General features: G+C 58.6%; 22 protein-coding genes. 8 read left to right on the top strand and 14 right to left on the bottom strand.

Going from position 1 to position 21,845, the window contains the following annotated elements; translation table 11 throughout:
• Positions 1 to 44 precede the first annotated feature (44 nt).
• On the top strand, positions 45 to 338 hold the full coding sequence (locus tag ACJ8HA_RS06785; RefSeq protein WP_016927929.1) for an I78 family peptidase inhibitor: 294 nt from the start codon (positions 45 to 47) through the stop codon (positions 336 to 338).
• A gap of 73 nt (positions 339 to 411) precedes the next feature.
• Here the strand turns inward: ACJ8HA_RS06785 and cfa are convergent, their stop codons facing one another.
• Positions 412 to 1,563, bottom strand: coding sequence for a cyclopropane fatty acyl phospholipid synthase (cfa, locus tag ACJ8HA_RS06780; RefSeq protein ID WP_025302653.1), 1,152 nt, complete (start codon positions 1,561 to 1,563; stop codon positions 412 to 414).
• A 343-nt stretch (positions 1,564 to 1,906) separates the two neighbouring features.
• Positions 1,907 to 3,118, bottom strand: a complete 1,212-nt coding sequence (gene punC / locus ACJ8HA_RS06775) for a purine nucleoside transporter PunC (protein WP_197812695.1) — start codon at positions 3,116 to 3,118, stop codon at positions 1,907 to 1,909.
• A 123-nt stretch (positions 3,119 to 3,241) separates the two neighbouring features.
• Here punC and punR point away from each other — a divergent pair, with 123 nt between their 5' ends.
• The gene (gene punR, locus ACJ8HA_RS06770; RefSeq protein ID WP_025302655.1) at positions 3,242 to 4,186 is read left to right on the top strand and encodes a DNA-binding transcriptional activator PunR; all 945 of its coding nucleotides are present in this window, start codon (positions 3,242 to 3,244) and stop codon (positions 4,184 to 4,186) included.
• On the opposite strand, the gene purR is transcribed toward punR, so the two are convergent.
• Complete coding sequence (gene purR, locus ACJ8HA_RS06765; RefSeq protein WP_025302656.1) at positions 4,183 to 5,208, bottom strand: HTH-type transcriptional repressor PurR; 1,026 nt, start codon at positions 5,206 to 5,208, stop codon at positions 4,183 to 4,185. The genes punR and purR overlap by 4 nt on opposite strands.
• Positions 5,209 to 5,532: 324 nt before the next feature.
• Between purR and cydH the strand changes: the two genes are divergently transcribed.
• Complete coding sequence (gene cydH, locus ACJ8HA_RS06760; RefSeq protein ID WP_019455989.1) at positions 5,533 to 5,622, top strand: cytochrome bd-I oxidase subunit CydH; 90 nt, start codon at positions 5,533 to 5,535, stop codon at positions 5,620 to 5,622.
• 61 nt (positions 5,623 to 5,683) lie between these two features.
• Here cydH and sodB read toward each other — a convergent pair whose 3' ends face one another.
• Together sodB and ACJ8HA_RS06750 are read right to left on the bottom strand one after the other, a co-directional pair.
• Positions 5,684 to 6,262: a superoxide dismutase [Fe] gene (sodB, locus tag ACJ8HA_RS06755; protein ID WP_004931333.1), complete on the bottom strand. Its 579-nt coding sequence runs from the start codon at positions 6,260 to 6,262 to the stop codon at positions 5,684 to 5,686.
• A 198-nt stretch (positions 6,263 to 6,460) separates the two neighbouring features.
• Positions 6,461 to 7,279 (bottom strand): C40 family peptidase, encoded by an 819-nt coding sequence (locus ACJ8HA_RS06750; RefSeq protein WP_049204294.1) that lies wholly within the window; start codon positions 7,277 to 7,279, stop codon positions 6,461 to 6,463.
• A gap of 416 nt (positions 7,280 to 7,695) precedes the next feature.
• On the opposite strand from ACJ8HA_RS06750, the gene ACJ8HA_RS06745 reads away from it, so the two are divergent.
• Positions 7,696 to 8,043 (top strand): Grx4 family monothiol glutaredoxin, encoded by a 348-nt coding sequence (locus ACJ8HA_RS06745; RefSeq protein WP_004931329.1) that lies wholly within the window; start codon positions 7,696 to 7,698, stop codon positions 8,041 to 8,043.
• A 68-nt stretch (positions 8,044 to 8,111) separates the two neighbouring features.
• On the opposite strand, the gene rnt is transcribed toward ACJ8HA_RS06745, so the two are convergent.
• From rnt to ACJ8HA_RS06715, 6 genes are all read right to left on the bottom strand, one after another.
• Entirely contained in the window at positions 8,112 to 8,795 is a 684-nt protein-coding gene (gene rnt / locus ACJ8HA_RS06740; RefSeq protein ID WP_038874795.1) for a ribonuclease T, read from the bottom strand.
• 79 nt (positions 8,796 to 8,874) lie between these two features.
• Positions 8,875 to 9,282 (bottom strand): lactoylglutathione lyase, encoded by a 408-nt coding sequence (gene gloA, locus ACJ8HA_RS06735; RefSeq protein ID WP_004931325.1) that lies wholly within the window; start codon positions 9,280 to 9,282, stop codon positions 8,875 to 8,877.
• 335 nt (positions 9,283 to 9,617) lie between these two features.
• Positions 9,618 to 10,721 (bottom strand): alkene reductase, encoded by a 1,104-nt coding sequence (locus ACJ8HA_RS06730; RefSeq protein ID WP_025302658.1) that lies wholly within the window; start codon positions 10,719 to 10,721, stop codon positions 9,618 to 9,620.
• Positions 10,722 to 10,808: 87 nt separating this feature from the next.
• Entirely contained in the window at positions 10,809 to 11,429 is a 621-nt protein-coding gene (locus tag ACJ8HA_RS06725) for a TetR/AcrR family transcriptional regulator (RefSeq protein WP_049209377.1), read from the bottom strand.
• Between the two features lie 102 nt (positions 11,430 to 11,531).
• Entirely contained in the window at positions 11,532 to 13,169 is a 1,638-nt protein-coding gene (eptA, locus tag ACJ8HA_RS06720; RefSeq protein WP_049209378.1) for a phosphoethanolamine transferase EptA, read from the bottom strand.
• 139 nt (positions 13,170 to 13,308) lie between these two features.
• Positions 13,309 to 13,950: an NAD(P)-dependent oxidoreductase gene (locus tag ACJ8HA_RS06715; RefSeq protein WP_025302661.1), complete on the bottom strand. Its 642-nt coding sequence runs from the start codon at positions 13,948 to 13,950 to the stop codon at positions 13,309 to 13,311.
• Positions 13,951 to 14,089: 139 nt separating this feature from the next.
• On the opposite strand from ACJ8HA_RS06715, the gene ACJ8HA_RS06710 reads away from it, so the two are divergent.
• From ACJ8HA_RS06710 to ACJ8HA_RS06700, 3 genes are all read left to right on the top strand, one after another.
• On the top strand, positions 14,090 to 15,019 hold the full coding sequence (locus tag ACJ8HA_RS06710; RefSeq protein WP_025302662.1) for a LysR substrate-binding domain-containing protein: 930 nt from the start codon (positions 14,090 to 14,092) through the stop codon (positions 15,017 to 15,019).
• Between the two features lie 23 nt (positions 15,020 to 15,042).
• Positions 15,043 to 15,282: a DUF1289 domain-containing protein gene (locus ACJ8HA_RS06705; RefSeq protein ID WP_197812693.1), complete on the top strand. Its 240-nt coding sequence runs from the start codon at positions 15,043 to 15,045 to the stop codon at positions 15,280 to 15,282.
• 99 nt (positions 15,283 to 15,381) lie between these two features.
• The gene (locus tag ACJ8HA_RS06700; RefSeq protein ID WP_025302663.1) at positions 15,382 to 16,278 is read left to right on the top strand and encodes an aldo/keto reductase; all 897 of its coding nucleotides are present in this window, start codon (positions 15,382 to 15,384) and stop codon (positions 16,276 to 16,278) included.
• Between the two features lie 61 nt (positions 16,279 to 16,339).
• Here the strand turns inward: ACJ8HA_RS06700 and ACJ8HA_RS06695 are convergent, their stop codons facing one another.
• Positions 16,340 to 18,184 carry a polyurethane esterase gene (locus ACJ8HA_RS06695; RefSeq protein WP_197812691.1) on the bottom strand — a complete coding sequence of 615 codons (1,845 nt, stop codon included), beginning with the start codon at positions 18,182 to 18,184 and terminating at the stop codon, positions 16,340 to 16,342.
• 241 nt (positions 18,185 to 18,425) lie between these two features.
• Here ACJ8HA_RS06695 and sodC point away from each other — a divergent pair, with 241 nt between their 5' ends.
• The gene (gene sodC / locus ACJ8HA_RS06690; RefSeq protein ID WP_025302665.1) at positions 18,426 to 18,947 is read left to right on the top strand and encodes a superoxide dismutase family protein; all 522 of its coding nucleotides are present in this window, start codon (positions 18,426 to 18,428) and stop codon (positions 18,945 to 18,947) included.
• Here the strand turns inward: sodC and ACJ8HA_RS06685 are convergent, their stop codons facing one another.
• Both ACJ8HA_RS06685 and ACJ8HA_RS06680 read right to left on the bottom strand, forming a co-directional pair.
• Positions 18,948 to 20,978: an FUSC family protein gene (locus ACJ8HA_RS06685; RefSeq protein ID WP_025302666.1), complete on the bottom strand. Its 2,031-nt coding sequence runs from the start codon at positions 20,976 to 20,978 to the stop codon at positions 18,948 to 18,950.
• A gap of 3 nt (positions 20,979 to 20,981) precedes the next feature.
• Positions 20,982 to 21,845: an efflux RND transporter periplasmic adaptor subunit gene (locus ACJ8HA_RS06680; protein WP_004931305.1), complete on the bottom strand. Its 864-nt coding sequence runs from the start codon at positions 21,843 to 21,845 to the stop codon at positions 20,982 to 20,984.

Here is a 21,845-nt window from a genome sequence, read left to right as displayed (position 1 = left end):
GGCGTTGCCGCCGGAATCGAATCATAAGCAGAGAGGAGAAACGCGTGAAGTTTTATGGGAAAACGTTGTTGTTAACCGCGTTGCTGGCGCTGAGCGCCTGCAGCAGTTCGCCTGAGCAGGGCGCGGGCGCGCAAATGGCCGATGCGGACGATACCTGTGGCGCATCACAGTATCAAAACTTCGTCGGCAAACCGATGACCTCGCTGGAAGGCGTACGGATCGACGCCAAGGTGCGAGCCATTCCGTACAACTCTGCCGTCACCATGGATTTCAACCTGCGCCGCCTGAACTTCCTTGGCGACAGCGACGATAAAATCATCCGCGTTTACTGCGGCTAAGCCGTACGCTTCGAACGAGCAAAAAAGGCCCCGGCGATGTGACTACCGGGGCCTTTTTTGTCGGGCAAGTGGCTTAGCGGGCGACGCGGATGCCGCCTTCAACGCCTTTCGGGCTGAATACCACCTGCCACAGTTGCAGATCGCGCGCCCGGAACGCGCCGGCGCAGGCGTTCAGGTAATAGCTGAACATCCGCTCGAAGCGTTCGGAGTAGCGCGGGGCAAGCTGCGGCCACGCCTGTTTGAAGCGCTCGAACCAGGCCATCAGCGTGCGATCGTAGTCAGCGCCGATGTTGTGCCAGTCTTCCATCACGAAATGGCCCTCGCTGGCTTCGGCGATATGGCTCACTGAAGGCAGGCAGCCGTTCGGGAAGATATATTTGTTGATCCACGGATCGACGTTCATGTCGGTTTTGTTGGAACCGATGGTGTGCAGCAGGAACAGGCCGTGCGGCGCTAAATTGCGTTCTACCACATTGAAATAGGTGCGGTAGTTTTTCGGCCCGACGTGCTCGAACATGCCGACCGAGACAATGCGATCAAACTGCTGATGAAGATCGCGATAATCCTGCAGCAGGATCTGCACATCCAGCCCGGCGCAGCGAGCCTGGGCCAGTTTCTGTTGTTCGGCGGAAATGGTCACGCCGACCACCGACACGCCGTAATTCTTCGCCGCATAGGCGGAGAGACCGCCCCAGCCGCAGCCGATGTCCAGTAAGCGCATGCCTGGCTGCAGCTGCAGTTTTTCGCAGATCATCCGCAGCTTCGCTTCCTGCGCTTCCTCCAGCGTGGTGGCGTCTTTCCAGTAGCCGCAGGAATACTGCATGTAAGGATCGAGCATCAGGGTAAACAGATCGTTGCCAAGATCGTAATGTTCTTTGCCGACGATCCAGGCGCGCTTTTTCGATTGCAGGTTGGTCAGGCGCGCGGCGGCGATCCGCAGGGTATCTTTCAAGTGGTGGGGAAGTTTCTTCTCCAGCCCGGCGCTGACCACGCGCTGGAAGAATATATCCAGCCGTTCGCACTCCCACCAACCGTCCATATAACTTTCGCCGAGGCCCAGTGACCCTTGTTGCAAAACGCGTTTAAAGAATTCGGGATTTTTAACCTGAATATCGAAAGGGCGCGATCCATTGATTTCGATACCGGCCAGACCGAGCATTTCGTGCGCGATGCGATACCACTGGTTATCCTGGATGCTCAGATCTTCTATACACGATGAACTCATAGCTTCTCCATCACCTTCTTCTGACTGATGACCCGTTAGGAAACAGCTTAGACAATTTCTGCGGGTGCATACGTATACCGACGGGAAATAAGCCCGCGGCGTCTGATATCCGACTATGAACAGAGGAAATTTAAAGAAACGACCCGACGCAAATGGCGCAGGATAAACGCCTCTTTAAAAAAGAGTGTGACGCAAGACGCGTACACAAGAGCTAATTGAGATATAGAGATTATAAGGTGTTACTTTATAAAGTTGTTTTTGAGTATAGGCGTGCCGAGGCGTTGACTCAACTGTAAATCGCACTCGGCGCGCATATTCTTTAAGTGATTATTAATCTTGGCAATTATGACGCTGAGTTAGCATGTTTCCGCTGCGCCTTTTGCTGTGCATCGCCCGCTTTTCCCCGCTGGAGGAAATAGCCCAGCGCGGCGAGGATCACCGTAGACACCATCACCGTCACCGTCGCCAGCAGCGGCTGGGCAATAAACGCCGACACCAGCATGCTCGCCACAAAACACAGCCCCAACTGCAGCGTATTTTGCAGCGCGGCGGCTTTGCCGCTGCTTTCCGGGAACGGCATCAGCGCATTCGCCACCATGATCGGGTAGCCCGCGCCGTTGACCAGCGCCATCACGCAGAACGGGATCAGCAGCGTGGTGAGCGTCGGAGTGGTTACGGTCGCCACCAGATACAGCGCCACCATGCTGACACCATAAGCTACCAGCAGCCACGGCAGCAGGGTTTTGCCATTGATGCGTTTGAGCACGGCGCGGCAGCCATAGCCCCCCAGCAGGAAAGCCAGCGTCTGCGGCACATAGCTCAGACCAATGTCGCTCGGGCCATAGCCCATATCACCGAGGATGAACGGCGAGCCGGTCAACCAGGCAAAGAAGCCGGCCGAGCAGGCGGCGTACATGGCGACGTTGCCGCTGAACACCGGGGATTTCAATAATTGCCAAAAACTGACGCTGCTTTTTGGCGCATCGGCGGCGGGTTGAGTTTTGGCGCGATCTTTGAGCAGCAACGTCGGCAGCAGCAGCAGGGCGGTGATGGCCAGCAACACGGCGAAGATCGCACGCCAGCTGGCGTGGTTAAGCAGCCAGGCGCCAAGCAGCGGCGCCAGCGCCGGCGACAGCGCGACCAGCGGCATGATGGTGGCGAATACGCGATTGGCCTGGCCTTCGCGATAGCGGTCGACCACCAGCGCTTGCCAGATGGCGGCGGCGGAACAGACGCCGACGGCCTGAATAAAGCGCAGTATCCAGAGCTGCACGGCATTTTCCACCCACAGCATGCCCAGGCAGCCGAACGCGAACAGCGTCAGGCCAATCAATAATACCGGTTTGCGGCCCAGCCGGTCGGAGAGCGGCCCCCACAGCAGCTGCGCGAAGGCGAAGCCGGCCAGAAATATGCTCAGGCTGGCGCTGACCGCGCCGGCGGAAATTTGCAGTTCCTCCCGCATGGCGCCAAAGGCGGGCAGGTACATATCGGTCGCCAGATAACCCAGCATGCTCAGGCCGGCGAGATAGAACATAAAACCAAAGGAGTTTCGCATGGTATTTCTCGTTAATATTTTAGTGTCGCAGGTTTTTAGCGCCGGCCAGTGTATCCGGCTGGATCTCTGCTTGTGAAACGGTAATATTTGCAAAGTGCTGTTAAAAAAATTGAAGGCAAAGCGATGTGGTCTGAATATTCTCTTGAAGTGGTTGACGCGGTGGCGCGCACCGGCAGTTTCAGCGCGGCGGCGCAGGAGCTGCACCGGGTGCCGTCGGCGGTGAGCTACACCGTGCGGCAGTTGGAACAATGGCTGGCGGTGCCGCTGTTTGAGCGGCGTCACCGTGATGTGGAGCTGACGCCGGCCGGCGCGTTATTTATCAAGGATGCGCGAGCTGTTATCAAAAAAATGCTCGACACACGCCGCCATTGTCAGCAGGTGGCTAACGGGTGGCGCGGTCAGCTGAATATCGCCGTGGACATCATCGTCAAACCGCAGCGCAGCCGCCAACTGGTGCTGGATTTCTACCGCCATTTCCCCGACGTTGAACTGATGTTGCAACCCGAGGTGTTTAACGGCGTGTGGGATGCGTTGGTGGACGGCAGGGCGGATATGGCGATTGGCGCCACCCGCGCGGTGCCGGTCGGCGGCGGCTTCGCCTTTCGCGACATGGGGGATATGAACTGGCTGTGCGTGGTTAGCCCGCAGCACCCGCTGGCGCAATTGGCAGGGGCGTTGAATGACGATCGGCTTAGGCCGTACCCTGCGCTTTGTCTGGAGGACACTTCGCGCAATCTGCCCAAGCGTGTCACTTGGACGCTGGATAACCAGCGGCGGCTGGTGGTGCCGGACTGGACCTCGGCGTTCGACTGTCTGTGCGCCGGGCTGTGCGTCGGTATGATGCCGGCGCATCTGGCGCTGCCGCGGGTGCAGCGCGGTGAGTTGAAGGCGTTGCAGCTGCAGCAGCCGTTTCCCGCCAGCCCGTGCTGCCTGACCTGGCAGCAGGATAAACCGTCACCGGCGATGAGCTGGCTGCTGGCGTATCTGGGTGATGGAGAGACGTTGAATCAGGAGTGGCTGAGTGAGGTGGAGCCGGAAGCTGCGCAGGCTTCCGGCGCGGGGGATTAGCGGCGGTAGTCGATGAACGGGCCGTCGGCGACCGAGCGGCGTTCGATCAGCTTCGGATGCACTTCGATCACCTGCGACTCTTCGCGCTTGCTGATTATGCGATCTAGCAGCATGGTGAAGGCCATTTCGCCCAGGCGCTCTTTCGGCTGGTGAATGGTGGTCAGCGCCGGGGTGAAGTAGCGGGCGTTGCGCACATTGTCGTAGCCGATCACGGAAATATCCTGCGGCACGCGCAGGCCCAGCTCGTCGGCGGCGCAGATGGCCCCCATCGCCATGATATCGCCGCCGCAAAATACCGCGGTCGGCCGCTGTTTTTGCGACAGGATTTGGTGCATCGCCTTATAGCCGGACTCCGGCTCGAAGTCACCCTGGACGATCCACTCTTCGCGAATGTCGATATTCGCTTCCTGCAGCGCCTTCATAAAGCCCTGGTGACGGCCACCGCCGGTGTTGCGTGACAGTTGGCCGGGAATGGCGCCGATATCGCGGTGGCCGCGCTCGATCAGGTAACGGCCGGCCAGATAGCCGCCTTCGAACGCGTTATCGATGATGGTATCGGTGAAGTCGCCGCGCGCGGCGCCCCAGTCCATCACCACCATCGGGATGTTACGGTAGTCTTCCAGCATGCCCAGCAGCTGATCCGGATACTCGGAGCACATGACCAGCAGGCCGTCGACGCGCTTTTGCGCCAGCATCGCCAGGTAGGCGCGCTGCTTGTCGAGATTATTGTGCGAGTTGCACAGGATCAGGGTGTAGCCTTTGCTGTAGCAGCTGTTTTCCACCGCCTCGATCACTTCGGCAAAGTAGGGGGCTTCGCTCGAGGTGGCCAGCAGGCCGATCGACTTGGTGTGATTGACTTTCAGGCTGCGCGCCACGGCGCTCGGCGAGTAGTGCAGCTCTTTAATGGCGGCCCACACGGCCGCTTTGGTCTCTTCGGCGACGAAACGAGTCTTATTGATGACGTGCGAAACGGTGGTGGTGGAAACGCCCGCGCGTTTGGCCACATCTTTAATCGTTGCCATGTAAGGAATGACTCCTGAACTCACATGTTTACAGCATGTAAGTGTGATGTTAATCGTTTGCCTACGTAGATCCTTCTCCAGAGAAGCGAAAACTGAGTTTTTAGTGTGTTGAAGTCTTCAGCGCTTAATCAGGAGGGGCATGAATGCCGGTACGCAGTTGTGAACTGCGAATTTTGTCGCATATTGAACAAAAGTGGAAGAGGTAATCGAGATTATAAACCGGGAAATGATAACAAGATTTTATCGGCGAACTGTGGGAAAATGATTTGACGTACTAATTGTGCGCCTTTTATCCTTAGGAAAGCCCATTTTAAAGGAGTTGTCATGGATACCGAATTGAAGATGTCGCTGTTCACTACCGTCTGCGCGCTGGCGGTCATTATCGCTTTCAGCTTCGTTGCCGCGTTGAACTGATTTACCCCCGGTTATAAAAAAGGCGCAGCCAGGCTGCGCCTCATCACCTCAGAACCTGCGCTTACGCCAGGTTTTCCGCTGCGAAGGTCCAGTTGACCAACGCCCAGAAGTTTTCCAGGTATTTTGGACGCGCATTGCGGTAATCGATGTAATACGCATGTTCCCACACGTCAACGGTCAGCAGCGGTTTGTCTTCACCGGTCAGCGGGGTGGCCGCGTTGGAGGTGTTGACGATCGCCAGCGCGCCGTCCGGTTTTTTCACCAGCCAGGTCCAGCCGGCACCGAAGTTTTTCACTGCGGCATCGGTGAACTGCTCTTTGAACGCAGCGAAAGAGCCGAAGGATTTGACGATCGCTGCCGCCAGTTCGCCCTGCGGTTCACCGCCGCCCTGTGGTGACAGGCAGTGCCAGTAGAAGGTGTGGTTCCACACCTGCGCGGCGTTGTTGAAGACGCCGCCGTTAGAGGTCTTGATGATCTCTTCGAGCGATTTGCCCTCGAACTCGCTGCCTTTCACCAGGTTGTTCAGGTTAACCACGTAGGTGTTGTGGTGCTTGCCGTAGTGGTATTCCAGGGTCTCGGCGGAGATGTGCGGCTCGAGCGCGTTTTTCTCATACGGTAATGCAGGTAATTCAAACGACATTGCTTCCTCCTTTACAGCGCCATTCGCCTCTCGCCGGGCGAGAGTCATATGGGCCGTTTTTTATTGTGGTCATTCAATCTTAACAATTTTCATCATAAAAAACAGGAAGAAAAGCGAGAAATGCGCGTGGGGAGGTGCGATGGGCGATAGCTTGAGCAGGCGGTTGCGACCGGGGCCGCAACCGCACAGAGCAGGGAATTAACGGATAGTTTTCGGCGTTACTACGCGGCGTGCGCCGATGTAGTGGTTCTGCCAATAGTCGTTGTCGAGCTGGCTGATGCGGATCTCTTCACCGGTGCGCGGTGACTGGATGAATTTGCCGTTGCCGAGGTAGACGCCAACATGGTCCGCCACGCCGCGGTTGTTGATGCGGAAGAACACCAGATCGCCGCTTTCCAGTTCGCTTTTCTTGATCGGCGCCGCGTCGCGCAGGTGATACATCTCGTTGGCGGTGCGCGGCATTTTGATTTTCACCACGTCTTTATAGGCGTAATAGATAAGGCCGCTGCAGTCGAAGCCGGTGCGCGGCGAACTGCCGCCCCAGCGATAAGGCTTGCCCATCTGATCCATCAGCTTGGCCATCGCAGTCTGCTTGGCATGCTGGTAGCGTTTTTTGTGCGCTGGGCTGAGTTTTAACGGCTTCTCGTCACGCACCAGTTTGGCGGTGGCCATACCGGCTTCGCGGTGGCGGCCATAGCCTTTTTTATAGCCCTTCTTCGGCGGGGTGACTTTAATCTTGGCAGTTTTTTGCGCTTTGGCCTTGGGTTTGGCGCTGGCGATCTTTTTCGCGCTTTTCTCGCTTTTCGCCTTGGCGGTCTTGGTTTTTTTCTCGGGGGCCGTCACTTTGGCTTTTTTAGCGGCTTTGTCCGCTTTCTTTTTTCTGCGGTCATCGGGCCGCGCTTCATTAGCATGGCTTTTACGCTGCTCGGCGGCAACACGTGCCTGTGGCGCAGCGTGCGCCAAATTGAAGAAGAGCTGCGTAAACAGCAGCGCAAAGAGCGTAAGAATTAAACGCATGTCGACGTCACCAACCTTGGCCCCGAAGCGGATATCGAAAGAGTTACAGTATTCCCGAATTTCGCCATATAAAACAGCGAAGAACTCATAAATAATAATCCATATTGTGAGAAAACGTTAATGACATTTTTTTTGTTTCAAAATCAGCCTGTTGGTGTATAAAAAAGCGCCAGTCGGCGGTGGCGGATATAATTAAGTCGCGCCGTCATCGCGGCGCAATATATTAGTGAAATGGTCGGATTAAAAATGTTATTCTCAACGTATGTTTTGACCGGAATGACGTGGCCGGTGAAACGCGATCGGCGGCGGGCGAATATCCTTGCAAAAGATGGCGTTTTCTTGCGACTGTTCCAGCCGCTACAATAGCCCGCGTGATGCATGTTGTAGCCATGAAATGTGGCTTGAGGAAGCAATAAATGACGACGACACTTGAAAAAATTCAGCACCAGATCGCTGAAAACCCGATTCTGCTGTACATGAAAGGTTCGCCAAAGCTGCCGAGCTGTGGCTTCTCCGCGCAGGCAGTGCAAGCGCTGTCCGCCTGCGGCGAGCGTTTCGCCTACGTGGATATTCTGCAAAACCCGGACATCCGCGCCGAATTGCCAAAATACGCCAACTGGCCGACGTTCCCGCAGCTGTGGGTAGACGGTGAGCTGGTCGGCGGTTGCGATATCATCATCGAAATGTATCAGCGCGGCGAACTGCAGCAGCTGATCAAAGAAACGGCAGAAAAGTATAAAGCGCAGGAAGACCAGCAGTCTTAATCGACAGGCTTGTGGTTATCGCGTAACGGGCGGCGCCAGTGCAAACTGGGCCGCCTTTTTTGTTGGGCTTATTCAGCGAGATCGCCGGCGGGCAGCGGCCAGCCGCCGAGACGTTTCCAGCGGTTAACCAGCTCGCAAAACAGCAGGGCGGTTTGCTCGGTGTCGTACAGCGCAGAGTGCGCCTGGCTGCTGTCGAACGGCATACCGGCGGCGATGCAGGCTTTCGCCAACACCGTTTGGCCCAGCACCAGGCCGCTCAGCGCAGCGGTGTCGAAGGTGGCGAACGGATGGAACGGATTGCGCTTCAGGCCGGCACGTTCGGCCGCGGCCATCAGGAAGCTGTGATCGAAGTTGGCGTTGTGCGCCACGATAATGGCCCGGTTACATCCGCGGTCCTTGAGCCCTTTGCGCACCGCTTTGAAAATGGCGTGCAGCGCGTCGTATTCGCTGACCGCGCCGCGCAACGGGTTGTGCGGATCGATGCCGTTAAACGCCAGCGCTTCCGGCTGCAGGTTGGCGCCCTCGAAAGGCTCCACGTGGAAGTGCAGAGTCTCGTCCTGCTGCAGCCAGCCATCTTCATCCATTTTCAGCGTCACGGCGGCGATCTCCAGCAACGCATCGGTATTGGCGTTGAAGCCGGCGGTTTCAACATCTATTACTACGGGATAAAACCCACGAAAACGACCACTCAGGGCGTTAAGATCACTTTTTTCGGCCATCAGTTTCTTATCTTCATCGAATGCAGCGCGCATTATGGCAAATTTTGCGCCCGGTTGCAGGCGCTATCGCGCGGAGAATCAGCAGGGCGCCAGCGCGCCCTGAAGGGGTGGCTTAATGGCCGAGGCCCTGACCGGCGTGTTTGTTTTCGATCAGCTCAATTTTGTAGCCGTCCGGATCTTCGACGAAGGCGATCACCGTGGTGCCGCCTTTCACCGGGCCGGCTTCGCGGGTGACCTTGCCGCCTGCGCGACGGATGCTGTCGCAGGTGGCGGCAACGTCGTCTACGCCCAATGCCAGGTGGCCGAAGGCGGTGCCCATGTCGTAGCTGTCGGTGCCCCAGTTATAGGTCAGTTCGATAACCGCGCCTTCGCTCTCTTCCGTATAGCCGACGAAAGCCAGGGAGTATTTGTACTCCGGGTTTTCGCTGGTGCGCAGCAGACGCATGCCTAATACCTTGGTGTAAAAGTCGATGGCACGTTGCAGGTCACCGACGCGGATCATGGTATGGAGTAAGCGCATAATTCCTCTGAATTGACTGTGCCGTGGCAGACGGCGGGTGGATTGAAGCACAAGCGAGTATAGCCTTGTCCTACAAGGGAATTCAATGTGACGAATGAGTGACAATGTCACATGTCGGGGTTGGAGCGGTGGTGTTTAAATATTGATCGAGCGTACCGATCGATACGAAGTAATTGATCTGCACAATCAATTATCAATTCCCCACATAACCGTGTAGAAATTGAACTGCAGCATAAACAACACCAGGGAACCCCGGCCCGCCTTGTGCGGGCCTTTTTGCGCGCGGCGCATAAAAAACGGCCATGCGATTGCGTGGCCGTTGGGGTCAGGACGGGTTACTTCGCCAGAAACGGATAGTCGGTATAGCCTTCGGCACCACCGCCGTAGAAGGTTTCTGGCTTAGGTTCGTTCAGCGGGGCGTGCTGACGGAAACGCTCGACCAGATCCGGGTTGGCGATATAGCTGCGGCCGAAGGCCACCGCGTCGATGAAGCCTTTTTCGATTAACGCTTCGGCTTTTTCGGCGGTGTAGGCGCCAGCGCCGACGATCACCCCTTTAAAGTGGGCGCGCACCGAGTCGCGGAAGGCGTCGGAATACGGCTTGCCACCGGCCCAGTCCGGTTCGGAGATGTGCAGGTAAGCGATGTTGCGCTTATTCAGCTCTTCCACCAAATACAGCGCCGCTTCTTCCTGATCTTCACCGTTGTCCAGCCCATTGAACGGCCCCAGCGGCGAGATACGAATACCGATGTGCTCGGAACCCCATTCGGCAATGGTGGCATCGACCACTTCCAGCGTCAGGCGGGTGCGGTTCTCAATGCTGCCACCGTATTGATCGGTACGTTGGTTGGAAGCCGGTGACATGAACTGGTGCAGCAGATAGCCGTGGGCCGCATGCAGTTCGATGAAGTCGAAGCCGGCGTCACGCGCGTTGGCGGTCGCCTGGCGGAAATCGTTAACGATGCCCGGGATCTCGCTGGTTTCCAGCGCGCGCGGCGTAGAGGTCGGTACGCGTACCCAGGCGCCGGTTTCATCACGCACGGTGGTGCGGGTGTCGGCGTTGATGGCCGAAGGCGCGACCGGCGCTTGCCCGCCCGGCTGCAGGCTGGCGTGGGAGATGCGGCCTACATGCCACAACTGTACGGCGATGTGGCCGTTTTTGTCGTGTACCGCCTGCGTGATGTGTTTCCACGCGGCGATCTGTTCCGGGGTATGCAGGCCTGGCGCACCGGCGTAGCCTTTCGCCTGGAAGGAGATCTGCGTCGCTTCGGTCACGATCAGGCCGGCGCTGGCGCGCTGCGCATAATATTCCGCCATCAGTGGCGTAGGAATATCGCCCGGTTCGATGCTGCGCAGACGCGTCAGCGGAGCCATAAACACGCGGTTGGGCAGGGTGACGGCGCCAACCTTCAGCGGAGAGAGCAATTTTTCAGTCTTCATAGTGCATCCTGTATTTAATAGACCGGTCGTCTAGTGATGGGCGATAAAAAAACACGAACTGCATTTTCACGAAAAAAGACGGTGGTGTTACGGCTGCGGCGGGCGCAGCAGCAACTCGATGCTTTCCAGCGCGCTGGTTAACGGCGCCAGCGAGTGACGGATCTTGGCGCGCAACGAGGCGCCGAGCCACAGTGAATACAGCGTTTCTGCAGTCGCCGCGGGGCTCATGGCCACCGACAGCGAGCCCTCTGCGATACCGCGCTCGATGGCCTCCTGCAAGTGGCCGATCACGCGAGCGGTGCCCGTTTCCAGCGCATGGCGCATCGGTTCCGACAGATCGCTCACCTCGGCGGAAAGCTTCACCGCCAGGCAGGCGTTATGGCATTCGCTGCGGCAGTGATAGCTGATAGCCTGGGCGTAATAGCCGAGCAGCTGGTGGCGGGCATCGCCGCATCTGTCGGCAAACAGCGCCTGCATCTGTGCGTCATAATGCGTGAAATAGCGTTGCAGCATCGCTTCGCCGAAGGCTTCCTTCGAGCGAAAATAGTGGTAGAACGAGCCTTTCGGCACGCCCGCGGTAGCCAGCAGTTCGCTCAGCCCCATGCCGGTAAAGCCCAGGCGCAGGCTGAGGGTTTCGCCGGTGGCGAGCAGATGTTCACGTGTATCCACGTTGCAATGCGTTGATTTGGTCATCATGGCGCCGAGCATAATAGACCGATTGGTCTAGGTCAATGGGAATAAAAAAACCGGCGCACAAAACGCCGGTTGTCTGCAAACTATTGTGCCCCAGCGGCACGCGGAAGTTAAGCGCTACGCCGCGTTGCGGCAACGCTGCAGGATATCCAACTGGGATTGATATTCGCGGGTCTGTACGTTCAGCATGCCCAACAGGGTGTGGAACAGGTTGTCCTGCGACACGTCGTCCTTTTCCGCCAGCGTGTTCAGGCACTGGCGATCAATGCCGAAATTGCGCTGATAGTCGGCAGACATCCACATCAGGAAAGGCACGTGCGTTTGCTGACTCGGCGCGAAGACATAAGGCGTGCCGTGCAGATACATGCCGTTTTCCCCCAGCGATTCGCCGTGATCGGACAGGTAGACCAGCGCGGTATTGAACCGGTCGTCATACTGCCGCAGCAGCTTGATGGTGGCATCGAGCATTGCGTCGGTATACAGGATTGAGTTGTCGTAGGTGTTCACCAGCTGTTCATGACTGCAATCCTGGATCTGATTGCTGTTGCAGGTTGGCGAAAACGTCTGGAATTCTGGTGTGCTGCGGCGGTAGTAAGCCGGGCCGTGGCTGCCCATCTGGTGCAGCACGATCACGCCGTCGTCTTTCAGGCTATTGATGTAGTCGTTCAGCTTGTACAGCAGCACGTTGTCCATGCAAACCTCACCGTCACAGTCCTGCGGCAGTTTCAGCTTGGTCATGTCCACGTGCGGCACCCGGTCGCAGGCACCTTTGCAGCCGCCGTCATTATCGCGCCACAGCACATTGACGCCGGCATGCGCCAGCACGTCGAGCATGCCTTCTTGATGCGTTGCCTGAGTCGCGTCGTACTCCTTGCGGGGCATGTTGGAGAACATGCAGGGTACGGAGATCGCCGTTTCGGTGCCGCAGGAACTGGCGTTCTTGAAGTAGACCACGTCGTCCTGCTTCAGGCGCGGGTTGGTTTCGCGCCCGTAACCTCCGAGGGAGAAGTTTTCGGCGCGGGCGGTTTCGCCCACCACCAGGATCACCAGCGTTTTCTTGGTCTGCTTGGCGATCAGCGGCCCTTTACGCGCGTCTTCACCGATCTTGACCAGCGGCAGATTGCGGGTGAAGTAACGTTGTTCGGTAAACTTGATGGTGCCGGCCACGAAGTTGGAAGGCGTCAACATCTTCACCACGCTTTTATTGTTGCGGATCAGTGAAGCGTAGTCTTTGTAGAACAGCGCGGCGACGATCAGGATCACCACCAACGACAGCATGACGTTAGCGGCGCGCAGCCCGACCATGTACCACCAGGGGCGAGTCTGGCGAATTTGGGTGAAGCAGACCGCTACCGCCGGCAGAATGCCGAGCAGCGCCAGCCACAATCCCATGCGCGGCGTCAGCAGCGCGGTCGCCTCCTGCGGGTTGGTTTCGAAGGCGTTTTGCATCATGTTGCCGTCGATCACCACACCATAGCTGAACATGAAATAGTTGGCTGCGGCGCTGCCGAGCAAGAAAAAGATGATCAACGGCTTACGCAGGTAGGGCACGGTCAACACGCTGAAGATAATATTCAGCGCACAAAAGATCACCACCGGCATGCTCGCCGCGAAAATCACGCTGTGGACGCTATCGAAGGTGATATACGACCAGGCGCGATGCAGGAATAACGCGTTTTGAAATAGAGTGAAGAACAGGGCGGTGGCGAGGGTAAAACCGAGGCTGTTGCACTGTAAGCGTTGACGTAACCACATTGCCAATGCCGGGATCCTGAAAGTAGATAATGTCGTGAAATCTACCGGATGAAACTTAAGAAAACCTTAGAAATTCAGAATACTGGCGACGGAGAATACGTGAAAACCGCCAGGCCTTATGGCCTGGCGGTGGGGCCGTTTAGTAGGCGGCGGTGAATTGCGCGCGAATAAATTGAGGTTTTTCAATCTCATCAACGATAGCGACCGCCAGATCTTCCACCGAAATGCTGGCCGGCGCGTCGCCGTTCATCAGCAGTTGCGTGGTGCCGAGGCGGAACTGGCCGGTGCGTTTGCCCGGCTCCAGCAGGGCGGCCGGCGAGAGATAGGTCCAGTCGAGTGCTGATTCGTTGCGCAGTTTATTGCGCAGATCGCGCACCGCCTGCGCGCCGGGGCGGATATTTTCCGGGAACTGCGGCGTATCCACCAGTTCAACGCCCGGCGCCACTTCCAGGCTGCCTGCGCCGCCCACCACCAACAGGCGCTTGACGCCTGCCTGCCCGACAGCGGTAAGGATCTGCTGGGCCCCGCGCGTAGTCTTCTCATACAGGTTGTCTTCGCCCCAGCCGGGATTGTAGGCGCTGATCACCGCATCCTGACCGTGCAACTGCCCCGCCAGCCAGGCGGTGTCGGCGACGTCGCCCAGTGCGATGGTCAGATTGGCGTGCTCCGGCAAATCTTTTTTCTGGCGGGCGATTGCCGTTACCTGAATACCGCGAGCCAGCGCTTCATCTACCACGCGGCGGCCAACAAAACCGGTTGCTCCAATAATGGCTACTTTCATCTGTATGCTCCTTCGGGGATAGGTTCAGTATCGTAAGGCAGGCCGATGTGCCTGCTGCGTGGTGTCTACTCTAGTCCTTAACAATAGCCGTGATTAGTGCCATATTCATGCTTTCTTGATTAAGTAAAACTTCATAATCGTGGATAAACTCAATCGAATGGCGGTATTCGCCACCGTGGTGGCGGAGGGATCGCTGGCCGGCGCGGCGCGGCGTCTGGGCATGACGCCGTCGGCGGTCAGTCAGCATATGCGCTCGCTGGAGAAGGCGCTCGGGGTGCCATTGCTGCATCGTTCCACCCGCCGTCTGGCGCTGACCGAGGCGGGAGCCGCGTTCTATCCCGGCTGCGAGGCGATGCTGCAACAGGCGAAGCAGGCGGAGCAGCGGCTGGCGGAGCTGCGGGATACGCTGGTGGGCGAGCTGCGCATCGCCACCCCGGTCGGCATCGGCGGCCGTTCGTTGGCGGAGGCATTGTCGCCGCTGCTGCAGGCGCACCCCAAGCTGACGCTGCGGGTGCTGGCGGACGATCGCATCGTCGACATGATAGAACAGCGGGTCGACATCGCGCTGCGGGCCAACCGTCAACTGGCGGACGCCAATATGATCGCGCATCCGCTGACGGCGTGGCCGATGGTGCTGTGCGCCGCGCCGCGTTATCTCAGCCAGCATGGGGTGCCGGAAAAACCGCAGGATTTGGTGCAGCACCGCTGGATCTCCAGCGGCTACAGCGGGGCCCATCTGGACTTGCTGCATCAGTCCGGCCAGCAGGTTAAGCTGCGGCTGGCGGAAGGGCAGATCGTCAGTGAGAGCATGAACGTAATGCGCGCCTTTACCCGTGCCGGGCTGGGCATTTCCGTTCAGCCGCTGTATGAAATTGGCGATGAGCTGCAGCGCGGCGAGCTGTTGCTGTTGTTGCCGGAGTGGCGGCCGGCGCCGCTGCGGCTGAACGCGCTGACGCTCGAACGCACTATGCCGGAGAAAAGCCGCCAGGCGCTGCGCTATTTGCGCGACTATTTTCGCCGCAATGGCGAAAAGGGACTTGCCAGCGGCGGCGATGGCGTCTTCAATTAGCAAGAGAACGCAGGAGGAGCCCCGTGGCGCAGCAGCTTGAGTTTTTCGACATTCCCAGCCCGTGTCGCGGCATTTGCCAGGCTGACGATCGCGGATTCTGCCGTGGCTGCCTACGCAGCCGCGAGGAGCGTTTCGGCTGGATGAACATGAGCGACGCGCAAAAGCGCGAGGTGCTGCGCCTGTGCCGTCAACGCTTCCTGCGGCTGAAACGTGCCAATAAAGCGCCCGACGAGCCGCTGCCGGAGCAGCCGTCGCTGTTTTAACCTTTCCTGATCTGCCGCACGTTCGTGTGGCTTACCGCTTCCCTGTGCCTCACCGGCTTGTGTATGCTGACTGACAACTAATGTCATGAGGTTTTCGCAATGGTAGAACGTATTCGTCTCGCGCCGCAGGGGCCTGAATTTTCCCGCATGATTTGCGGTTACTGGCGGTTGATGGAGTGGGGCATGTCGCCGCAGCAGCTGCTGACGTTCATCGAACAGCATGTCGAACTGGGCGTCACCACCGCCGATCACGCCGATATCTACGGTGGCTATGCCTGCGAACAGGCGTTCGGCGATGCGCTGCGCCTGAAGCCGGCGCTGCGCCAGTCGCTGGAATTGGTGACCAAGTGCGGCATCGCCACCACCGCCAAGCCCGGCAACCCGATCGGCCACTACATCACCGACCGCGATCATATCGTACAGAGCGCGGAACAGTCGCTGCGCCATCTGCATACCGACTACCTGGACCTGTTGCTGATCCACCGCCCGGATCCGTTGATGGACGCTGACGACGTGGCCGAAGCCTTTGTCGCGCTGCACAAAAGCGGCAAGGTGCGCCATTTTGGCGTCTCCAACTTTACGCCTGCGCAGTTCCAACTGCTGCAGTCGCGCCTGCCGTTCTCGCTGGTCACCAATCAGGTGGAGATCTCGCCGATTCACCAACCGGCGATCCTGGACGGCACGCTCGACCAGTGCCAGCAGCTGCGCATCAAGCCGATGGCCTGGTCCTGCCTGGGCGGCGGCCGCTTGTTTAACGATGCTGAGTTCCAGCCGCTGCGCGACGAGCTGCAGCGGGTGGCGCAAGAGATCGGCGCCGAGACCATCGAGCAGGTGGTGTACGCCTGGGTGATGCGCCTGCCGTCTTCGCCGCTGCCGATTATCGGCTCCGGCAAGATTGAGCGGGTGCGCTCGGCGCTGAAGGCGCAGAAACTGGTGTTGAACCGCCAGCAGTGGTTCCGCATTCGCAAGGCGGCGCTGGGGTATGACGTGCCCTAAGGCGGAGCAGAAAGAGAAAAGCCGGGCGGCGAAAGCGCCCGGCTTTTTTTTATGCCGATCCTTAGGCCAACACCACCTGATCGGTATTGAAGTGATCGAGCGAGACGCCGATCAGCGTGACCTGGCTGTGCCCGAAGGCCAGCACCAGATCGTCGTTTTGCTGCGTGGCGTAGTCGCGAATATTCCCGCTGGCGCCTTCGGTACCGATAAACACCAGTTTATCGGTGGCGTTGAAGCCATACAGCTGGTCGCGGCCAAAATCCCCGCTGAACAGGAAGGTATTGCCGTTGCCGACGCCCTTCAGGATGTCATTGCCGCTGCCGCCGACGAAGGTCAGGTTGCCGCCGGCGTGGCCGATCAGCGTGTCGTTGCCGGCGTTGCCGAACAGCCAGGCGTCGTGGCCGCGAGCCTGCAGGAGATCATCGCCGTCGCCGCCGGTGGTAGTGGCGGCATAGGCTTTGAGGCCCACATCCGATTTCAATCCGGCCGCTGTCACCTGGTGATCCACCTCTTTGCTGAAAATCAGCCAGGAGGTTTCTTTGCTGCGCAGGGTGCTGATGTCGTCCGCCAGCGTAATGCCGCCCTTGGCATCGCGCAGGTAAAGCGTGTTGCCGTCGTAGGCGACCTCGGTGTTTTTCAACGCCTGCTGGGTATCGAAGATATTGTGGCCTTTGCCGCCGGCGATCAGGTTATAGCCGCCGGCGTCGCGGAAGATATCGTCACCGTCGCGGCCCTCGAGATAGTCGTTGCCTTTACCGCCCTTGATCAAATCATTGCCGTCGCTGCCGATGATAAACGTCGGTCCACTGTGCGTTTCCGCGTTGCGGTTCAGGTCTTCCACCCAGGTATTGCCGCGCGTCACGTTCGACAGGTTGGAGACGATGATGGTCGAGTCCTTGTCGGTCAGCGAATAAAACTCGGAGTTCAGCACCCGCATCAGGCCGTCCTGATAAAAGAACGGCAGGTGCGACAGCCAGGTCGGAATGTTGAGAATGGAAAACGGCAGCAGGTTCCAGGCGTCCGACGCGTAGTGGTCGTTGAAGTTGACGATATTGTTGGTGGCGGAGGCGTGCGGCGCATCGTGTACGCCCAGTGACGGCAGGGTCAGTGAGGTGCCGTCGAGCGCGCGGAATACCGGGTCGTTCTCGTAGCCGATGTTGATCACCTTGCCGCCGGCTTCGTACTGGGTCGGCGAGGCGAAGGCGACATAGTTGGACTGCGCGTAGAAGCCGCCCCAGTTGGCGTCGCTCTGCGCCGCCATGCTATTGACCGCCAGCCCGCCGAGGCTGTGGCCGCTGATCACCACGTCTTCGCCGCTCAGCCCGTGGGCCTTAGCGAATTTCGCCACGTCGCCCAGCAAATTGCCGAAGGCCTTCAGCGTATAGCCGTCGGCATAGCCTTTCGGCCCGAACCCGGCCAGCAGATCGTTAATCACATCGCCGATGGTATCGCCGATCAACGACTCGCGCGGGCCGCTGGTGCCGCGAAATGAGATGCCAATGGCGGTGAGATTGCCTTCGCTGTCATATTTGCCCAGCACCTCGGCCTGCGCGGTGGTGTAACCGGCTGTCTCGCCGTAGTAGGTGCCGCGCGCATCGGTTTTGCCGGCGTAACCGAGCTGCGCGGCGCTGATCACCGACCAGCCAGCATTGTTTACCGCCTCCTGCGCGGCCTGTTCGGAGTCGGGATTCCAAGGGAGGCCAGGCAGGCCACCCTGCGACTGGGTACTGCCGATCAGCGCAGTGACCAGCGTCAGCGGCAGACCGAGGCCGAAACCGGTCTGGTGATAGCCTTCATCGAAGCCGTTATCGATATTATGGTAAGCGTAGGTAGAGATGGCCAAGGCGTCGGAAAACAGCGCCTTCGACGCATTTTCGTCCAGATCCTTATAGCTAAAGATGCCCATATCAGTTCCTTATGAAGTATGCCGCCTGGCCGGGGAGTGAACTCTCATGCGTCGGCGGTGGAAACAGGGAAACAACGTTAGCCGAACGACAGCTGGTCAGAGGACCAACATCGGTAGAATTATTATTAGTGCTAAATATTAGGCCTGCGAATCAAATTAGCGAGATTGTGCGTTGGTTAACAGTGCCGGCGCAGGCTCTCCTATACTGATAGCTCGATGTAGTCATTAAGGAGACTGATTGATGAAACGTTATTGGTATGCGGCACTCGGCTTGATGGCGTGTGGCGCGGCTCAGGCGGCGACAGCTGACGTTGAGATGCATCTGGTGACCGGGCAGGGTATCGGTCAGGATATCGGCAAGGTAGTCATCAGCGAAACGCCGTATGGCTTGCTGTTCACGCCGAGCCTGAAAGCGTTGCCGGCCGGAGTACACGGTTTCCACGTGCATGAAAAAGGCAGCTGCGAGCCGGGCATGAAGGAAGGTAAAGCGGTGGCGGCGCTGGCGGCCGGCGGACATTTCGACCCGCAAAAGACCGGGAAACACCTCGGGCCGTACGCCGACGGGCACCTGGGGGATTTGCCGGCCATCTATGTGACCGCCGACGGCATGGCAAACTATCCGGTGCTGGCACCGCGGCTGAAAAAAATCAGCGAAATAGAGGGCAAGGCGCTGATGGTGCACGCCGGCGGCGATAACCATTCGGATCATCCACAGCCGCTCGGCGGTGGCGGCGAACGCTTCGCCTGCGGCGTGGTCAAGTGATCATCCGCCGCTAACGGCCGGTGCGGCGGCGGGCTGCCCCATCGCCTGTTGCAATTGCTGCAGTGAGCAGTAGAGCCGCCAGATCAGGCCGGCCAGATCGCGCGCCGCCTGTTCCGGGTGGTGCGCCAACGCGTTGCTCATGCGCAGCAGCTCCTGCAGCGTGGCGTCCAGCGAACTGTGCTGCACGCCTTTCTCCGTCATAATGCCGCGCAGGCAGTGGATACAGACGTTGCGCACCGCCGACAGCGGATCGGAACGGGTCTGCCAGTCGCGCAGCTGCCAGACGATATGGCTGCAGTTGAGCAGCACCACGCCCCAGCGCAGCAGCCAGGTGCGGGCCTCCTGATCCTGACTCTGATTGAGTTGGCTGATGCGATGGTAGATCAGCGATTCGAACTGGCTTTCGCTCTGCTGCGGCTTTTTGCTCAACTGATCGATAAAATCGCGCCGCAGCGCGCGGATAATACGGCGGCTCTTTCGCTTGTCCGAACTGGGGCGTAGGATCTGAAACGCCAACCCGGCCAGCAATACACCGACGATTTTACCGATGTTGTCATTGATAAAGGACTGGTAGTCATAGCTCGGCGGGTTGCTGACGGTCAGAAACGAGCCCATGAAGACGATCAGCTGCCCCCAGAGCGCGGCATAAGGCGGATTCTGCAGCTTGAGCATTTGCATGGTCACCAGAATAGGGAACAGGAAGGCGCAGAACACCCAGAAGTCGTCAATCTGGATCATCAAACCGAATTTCACCACAAAGCAGGCGACCGAGAGCAGCAGCACCGCCTTGAGCAAGGTGCTGACGCTGTTGATCGGCGAAGGCGTGGAGGAGTAGAGCACGCAGCTGATGGCGGTGAGCGTTAGCGCCGCGCTGCCGGCGTCCCACTGCGTGTTGATCCAGTAGGCGCAGCCGATCACGATGCATAAAAAGGTGCGCAGGCCGTTATAGGCGGCTTCGTAGCTGTCGGTGTGGCGCGCCAGTGAGGTGACGTGCGGCGGCTGGAGATCGCTGACCGCCGTGGCGCTTTCCAACCGCAGCAGCCAGCGGTTGCAGCGCAGGTAAAGCCAACAGAAATCGCGCAACCGCAGCCAGAAGGCGCGATGGCGGTAGTCCGTCGCATCTTGCGGGGCGATCTGCTGGAGCAGACGCGCCAAGCGATATTTATCGGTGGCGGGATCGCGCAGCTCGTCCAGCAGCTGTGTCAGCACCGGCATCAGATTAGCAGGGCGATCCGGCCAGTTCAGCAGCATGCGGCGCAGGCTGGAAATGACGCTGGTAATGCGCAGCTGCTGGTGCAGCAGATAGTTGAGCAGGTTATTTTGCCGCCGCAGCCGGTAGTGGCTCCAGAATGCCTGAATGCGCAGCAGGTTCATGGTCAGGATCTGGCCGATGACCCCCTCGTGCGAGGTGCGCATCTGCGCGGTGACCTCCGGCTGCCACAGCATGGCGGCGTGCTCCAGCAGGCGTAGCTGCATGCGCCGCAGCGAGGTCAGCAAGGCTTCGCCGTCAGAGGTGCTGGGCAGGATCATCATCATCAACCCGCCGCACAGAATACCGGTGATCACTTCGCAAACCCGCGCCTGAGCGATATCGAATATCTGCTGGGTATCGGTGACGTTGACCGTACCGAAGGCGATGATGGCGGCGGTATAGCCCGCCAGCGCGAAGGCGTAAGAGACGTTGTTTTGGTAATGATTCGAGACGTAGGTGCACAGCCCGATCCAGGCGGCGATGAACAGCGTAAACAGCCAGGGATCGTTCAGACAGTGGCCGGCGATCGCTACCGAGGCGGCGGCGCCCACCAGGCTGCCGAAGATGCGGCCGATGCTTTTGCTGATCACGCCGCCGATGGTGGGGAAACTCACCACCGCGGCGGAGGTGAGCGCCCAATAGGGTTCGTCGAGCTCGAGCACGAACGCCACCCACAACGCCAGACACATCGCCAGCGAGTTGCGCAGCGCATAGCGCCATTGGCCGCCGGTCGCCTTACCCCAGGGGGTACGGCTCCACTCCAGAAAAGGCAGGTTCACACTTTAGTTCCGCTGATGAATCGAAATGGTGCAGGTGGTACCGGCGACCAGCGTCAAATCGGCGGGCACGTTGAGCAATTTTATCCGCACCGGCACACGCTGGGCCAAACGTACCCAAGGAACATTGGGCTTAACGTCCATTAATAGATCGTTGCTGCTGTCGACGCTCTGATCGTAAATGGCGCGTCCGATGCTCTCTACTTCCCCCTGTAGCGGCGTGTTGCCGTTATATAAAACGATGTCCGCTTTATTGCCTTCTTTTATATGCTTCAGCTTGGTTTCTTCGAAATATCCGAGCACATAAAACGAATGCACATCCACCAACGCCACCAGGGGCGTGCCGGCGTTGGCGTAGTTTCCGACGCGTGCCTGCAGGTTGGTGATATAACCGTCGGTTGGCGCATAAATTTTGGTTTTGCTCAAATTCCATTTGGCCTGTTCCAGGTTGGCCAGGGCGGCTTTATAGGCGGCCTTCATTGCCTGAGCGGCTAAATTGGACTCGTCCAAGTCTTCAGCGGAAATAACGTTACGCGGTAAACCGCGGCGGCGGGCAGCCTCATGGTCCGCTTTGGCCAGATCGGATTGCGCTTTTGCCACCGCGGCCTCGGCATTGTCCAGCGCAATCTGGTAGGGCACCGGGTCGAGGGTAAAAATCAGACTTCCCGCAGGTACGAACTGATTGTCATTCGCGCTTATTTTCTCTAATCTTCCAGAGACTTCAGGGGTGATATTGACGAGTTCTGCGCGCACTTTTCCGTCACGGGTCCATGGGGATTGCATATAATAATTCCAGAGCCACCAACCGGCGCAGACGGCAATGGCGCAGACGATCACCGTAGAGAAGTATTTTAATGTTTTATGCTGCAT

Origin of the sequence: Serratia sp. CY33802 (genome assembly GCF_052169095.1) — a bacterium.
GTDB lineage: Bacteria > Pseudomonadota > Gammaproteobacteria > Enterobacterales > Enterobacteriaceae > Serratia > Serratia bockelmannii.
This window is presented reverse-complemented; position numbering and strand designations above follow the sequence as displayed.

Excerpts from the sequence above, each read along its gene's own strand:
- gloA (WP_004931325.1), bottom strand. The coding sequence starts at position 9,282 with ATGCGCTTACTCCATACCATGATCCGCGTCGGTGACCTGCAACGTGCC.
- ACJ8HA_RS06680 (WP_004931305.1), bottom strand. The coding sequence starts at position 21,845 with ATGCAGCATAAAACATTAAAATACTTCTCTACGGTGATCGTCTGCGCC.
- ACJ8HA_RS06730 (WP_025302658.1), bottom strand. The coding sequence starts at position 10,721 with ATGAAGACTGAAAAATTGCTCTCTCCGCTGAAGGTTGGCGCCGTCACC.
- purR (WP_025302656.1), bottom strand. The coding sequence starts at position 5,208 with ATGGCAACGATTAAAGATGTGGCCAAACGCGCGGGCGTTTCCACCACC.
- ACJ8HA_RS06695 (WP_197812691.1), bottom strand. The coding sequence starts at position 18,184 with ATGGGCATCTTTAGCTATAAGGATCTGGACGAAAATGCGTCGAAGGCG.
- ACJ8HA_RS06715 (WP_025302661.1), bottom strand. The coding sequence starts at position 13,950 with ATGAAAGTAGCCATTATTGGAGCAACCGGTTTTGTTGGCCGCCGCGTG.
- punC (WP_197812695.1), bottom strand. The coding sequence starts at position 3,118 with ATGCGAAACTCCTTTGGTTTTATGTTCTATCTCGCCGGCCTGAGCATG.
- cydH (WP_019455989.1), top strand. The coding sequence starts at position 5,533 with ATGGATACCGAATTGAAGATGTCGCTGTTCACTACCGTCTGCGCGCTG.
- ACJ8HA_RS06725 (WP_049209377.1), bottom strand. The coding sequence starts at position 11,429 with ATGCTCGGCGCCATGATGACCAAATCAACGCATTGCAACGTGGATACA.
- sodC (WP_025302665.1), top strand. The coding sequence starts at position 18,426 with ATGAAACGTTATTGGTATGCGGCACTCGGCTTGATGGCGTGTGGCGCG.
- sodB (WP_004931333.1), bottom strand. The coding sequence starts at position 6,262 with ATGTCGTTTGAATTACCTGCATTACCGTATGAGAAAAACGCGCTCGAG.
- ACJ8HA_RS06700 (WP_025302663.1), top strand. The coding sequence starts at position 15,382 with ATGGTAGAACGTATTCGTCTCGCGCCGCAGGGGCCTGAATTTTCCCGC.
- cfa (WP_025302653.1), bottom strand. The coding sequence starts at position 1,563 with ATGAGTTCATCGTGTATAGAAGATCTGAGCATCCAGGATAACCAGTGG.
- punR (WP_025302655.1), top strand. The coding sequence starts at position 3,242 with ATGTGGTCTGAATATTCTCTTGAAGTGGTTGACGCGGTGGCGCGCACC.
- ACJ8HA_RS06745 (WP_004931329.1), top strand. The coding sequence starts at position 7,696 with ATGACGACGACACTTGAAAAAATTCAGCACCAGATCGCTGAAAACCCG.
- eptA (WP_049209378.1), bottom strand. The coding sequence starts at position 13,169 with ATGTGGTTACGTCAACGCTTACAGTGCAACAGCCTCGGTTTTACCCTC.
- rnt (WP_038874795.1), bottom strand. The coding sequence starts at position 8,795 with ATGCGCGCTGCATTCGATGAAGATAAGAAACTGATGGCCGAAAAAAGT.
- ACJ8HA_RS06750 (WP_049204294.1), bottom strand. The coding sequence starts at position 7,279 with ATGCGTTTAATTCTTACGCTCTTTGCGCTGCTGTTTACGCAGCTCTTC.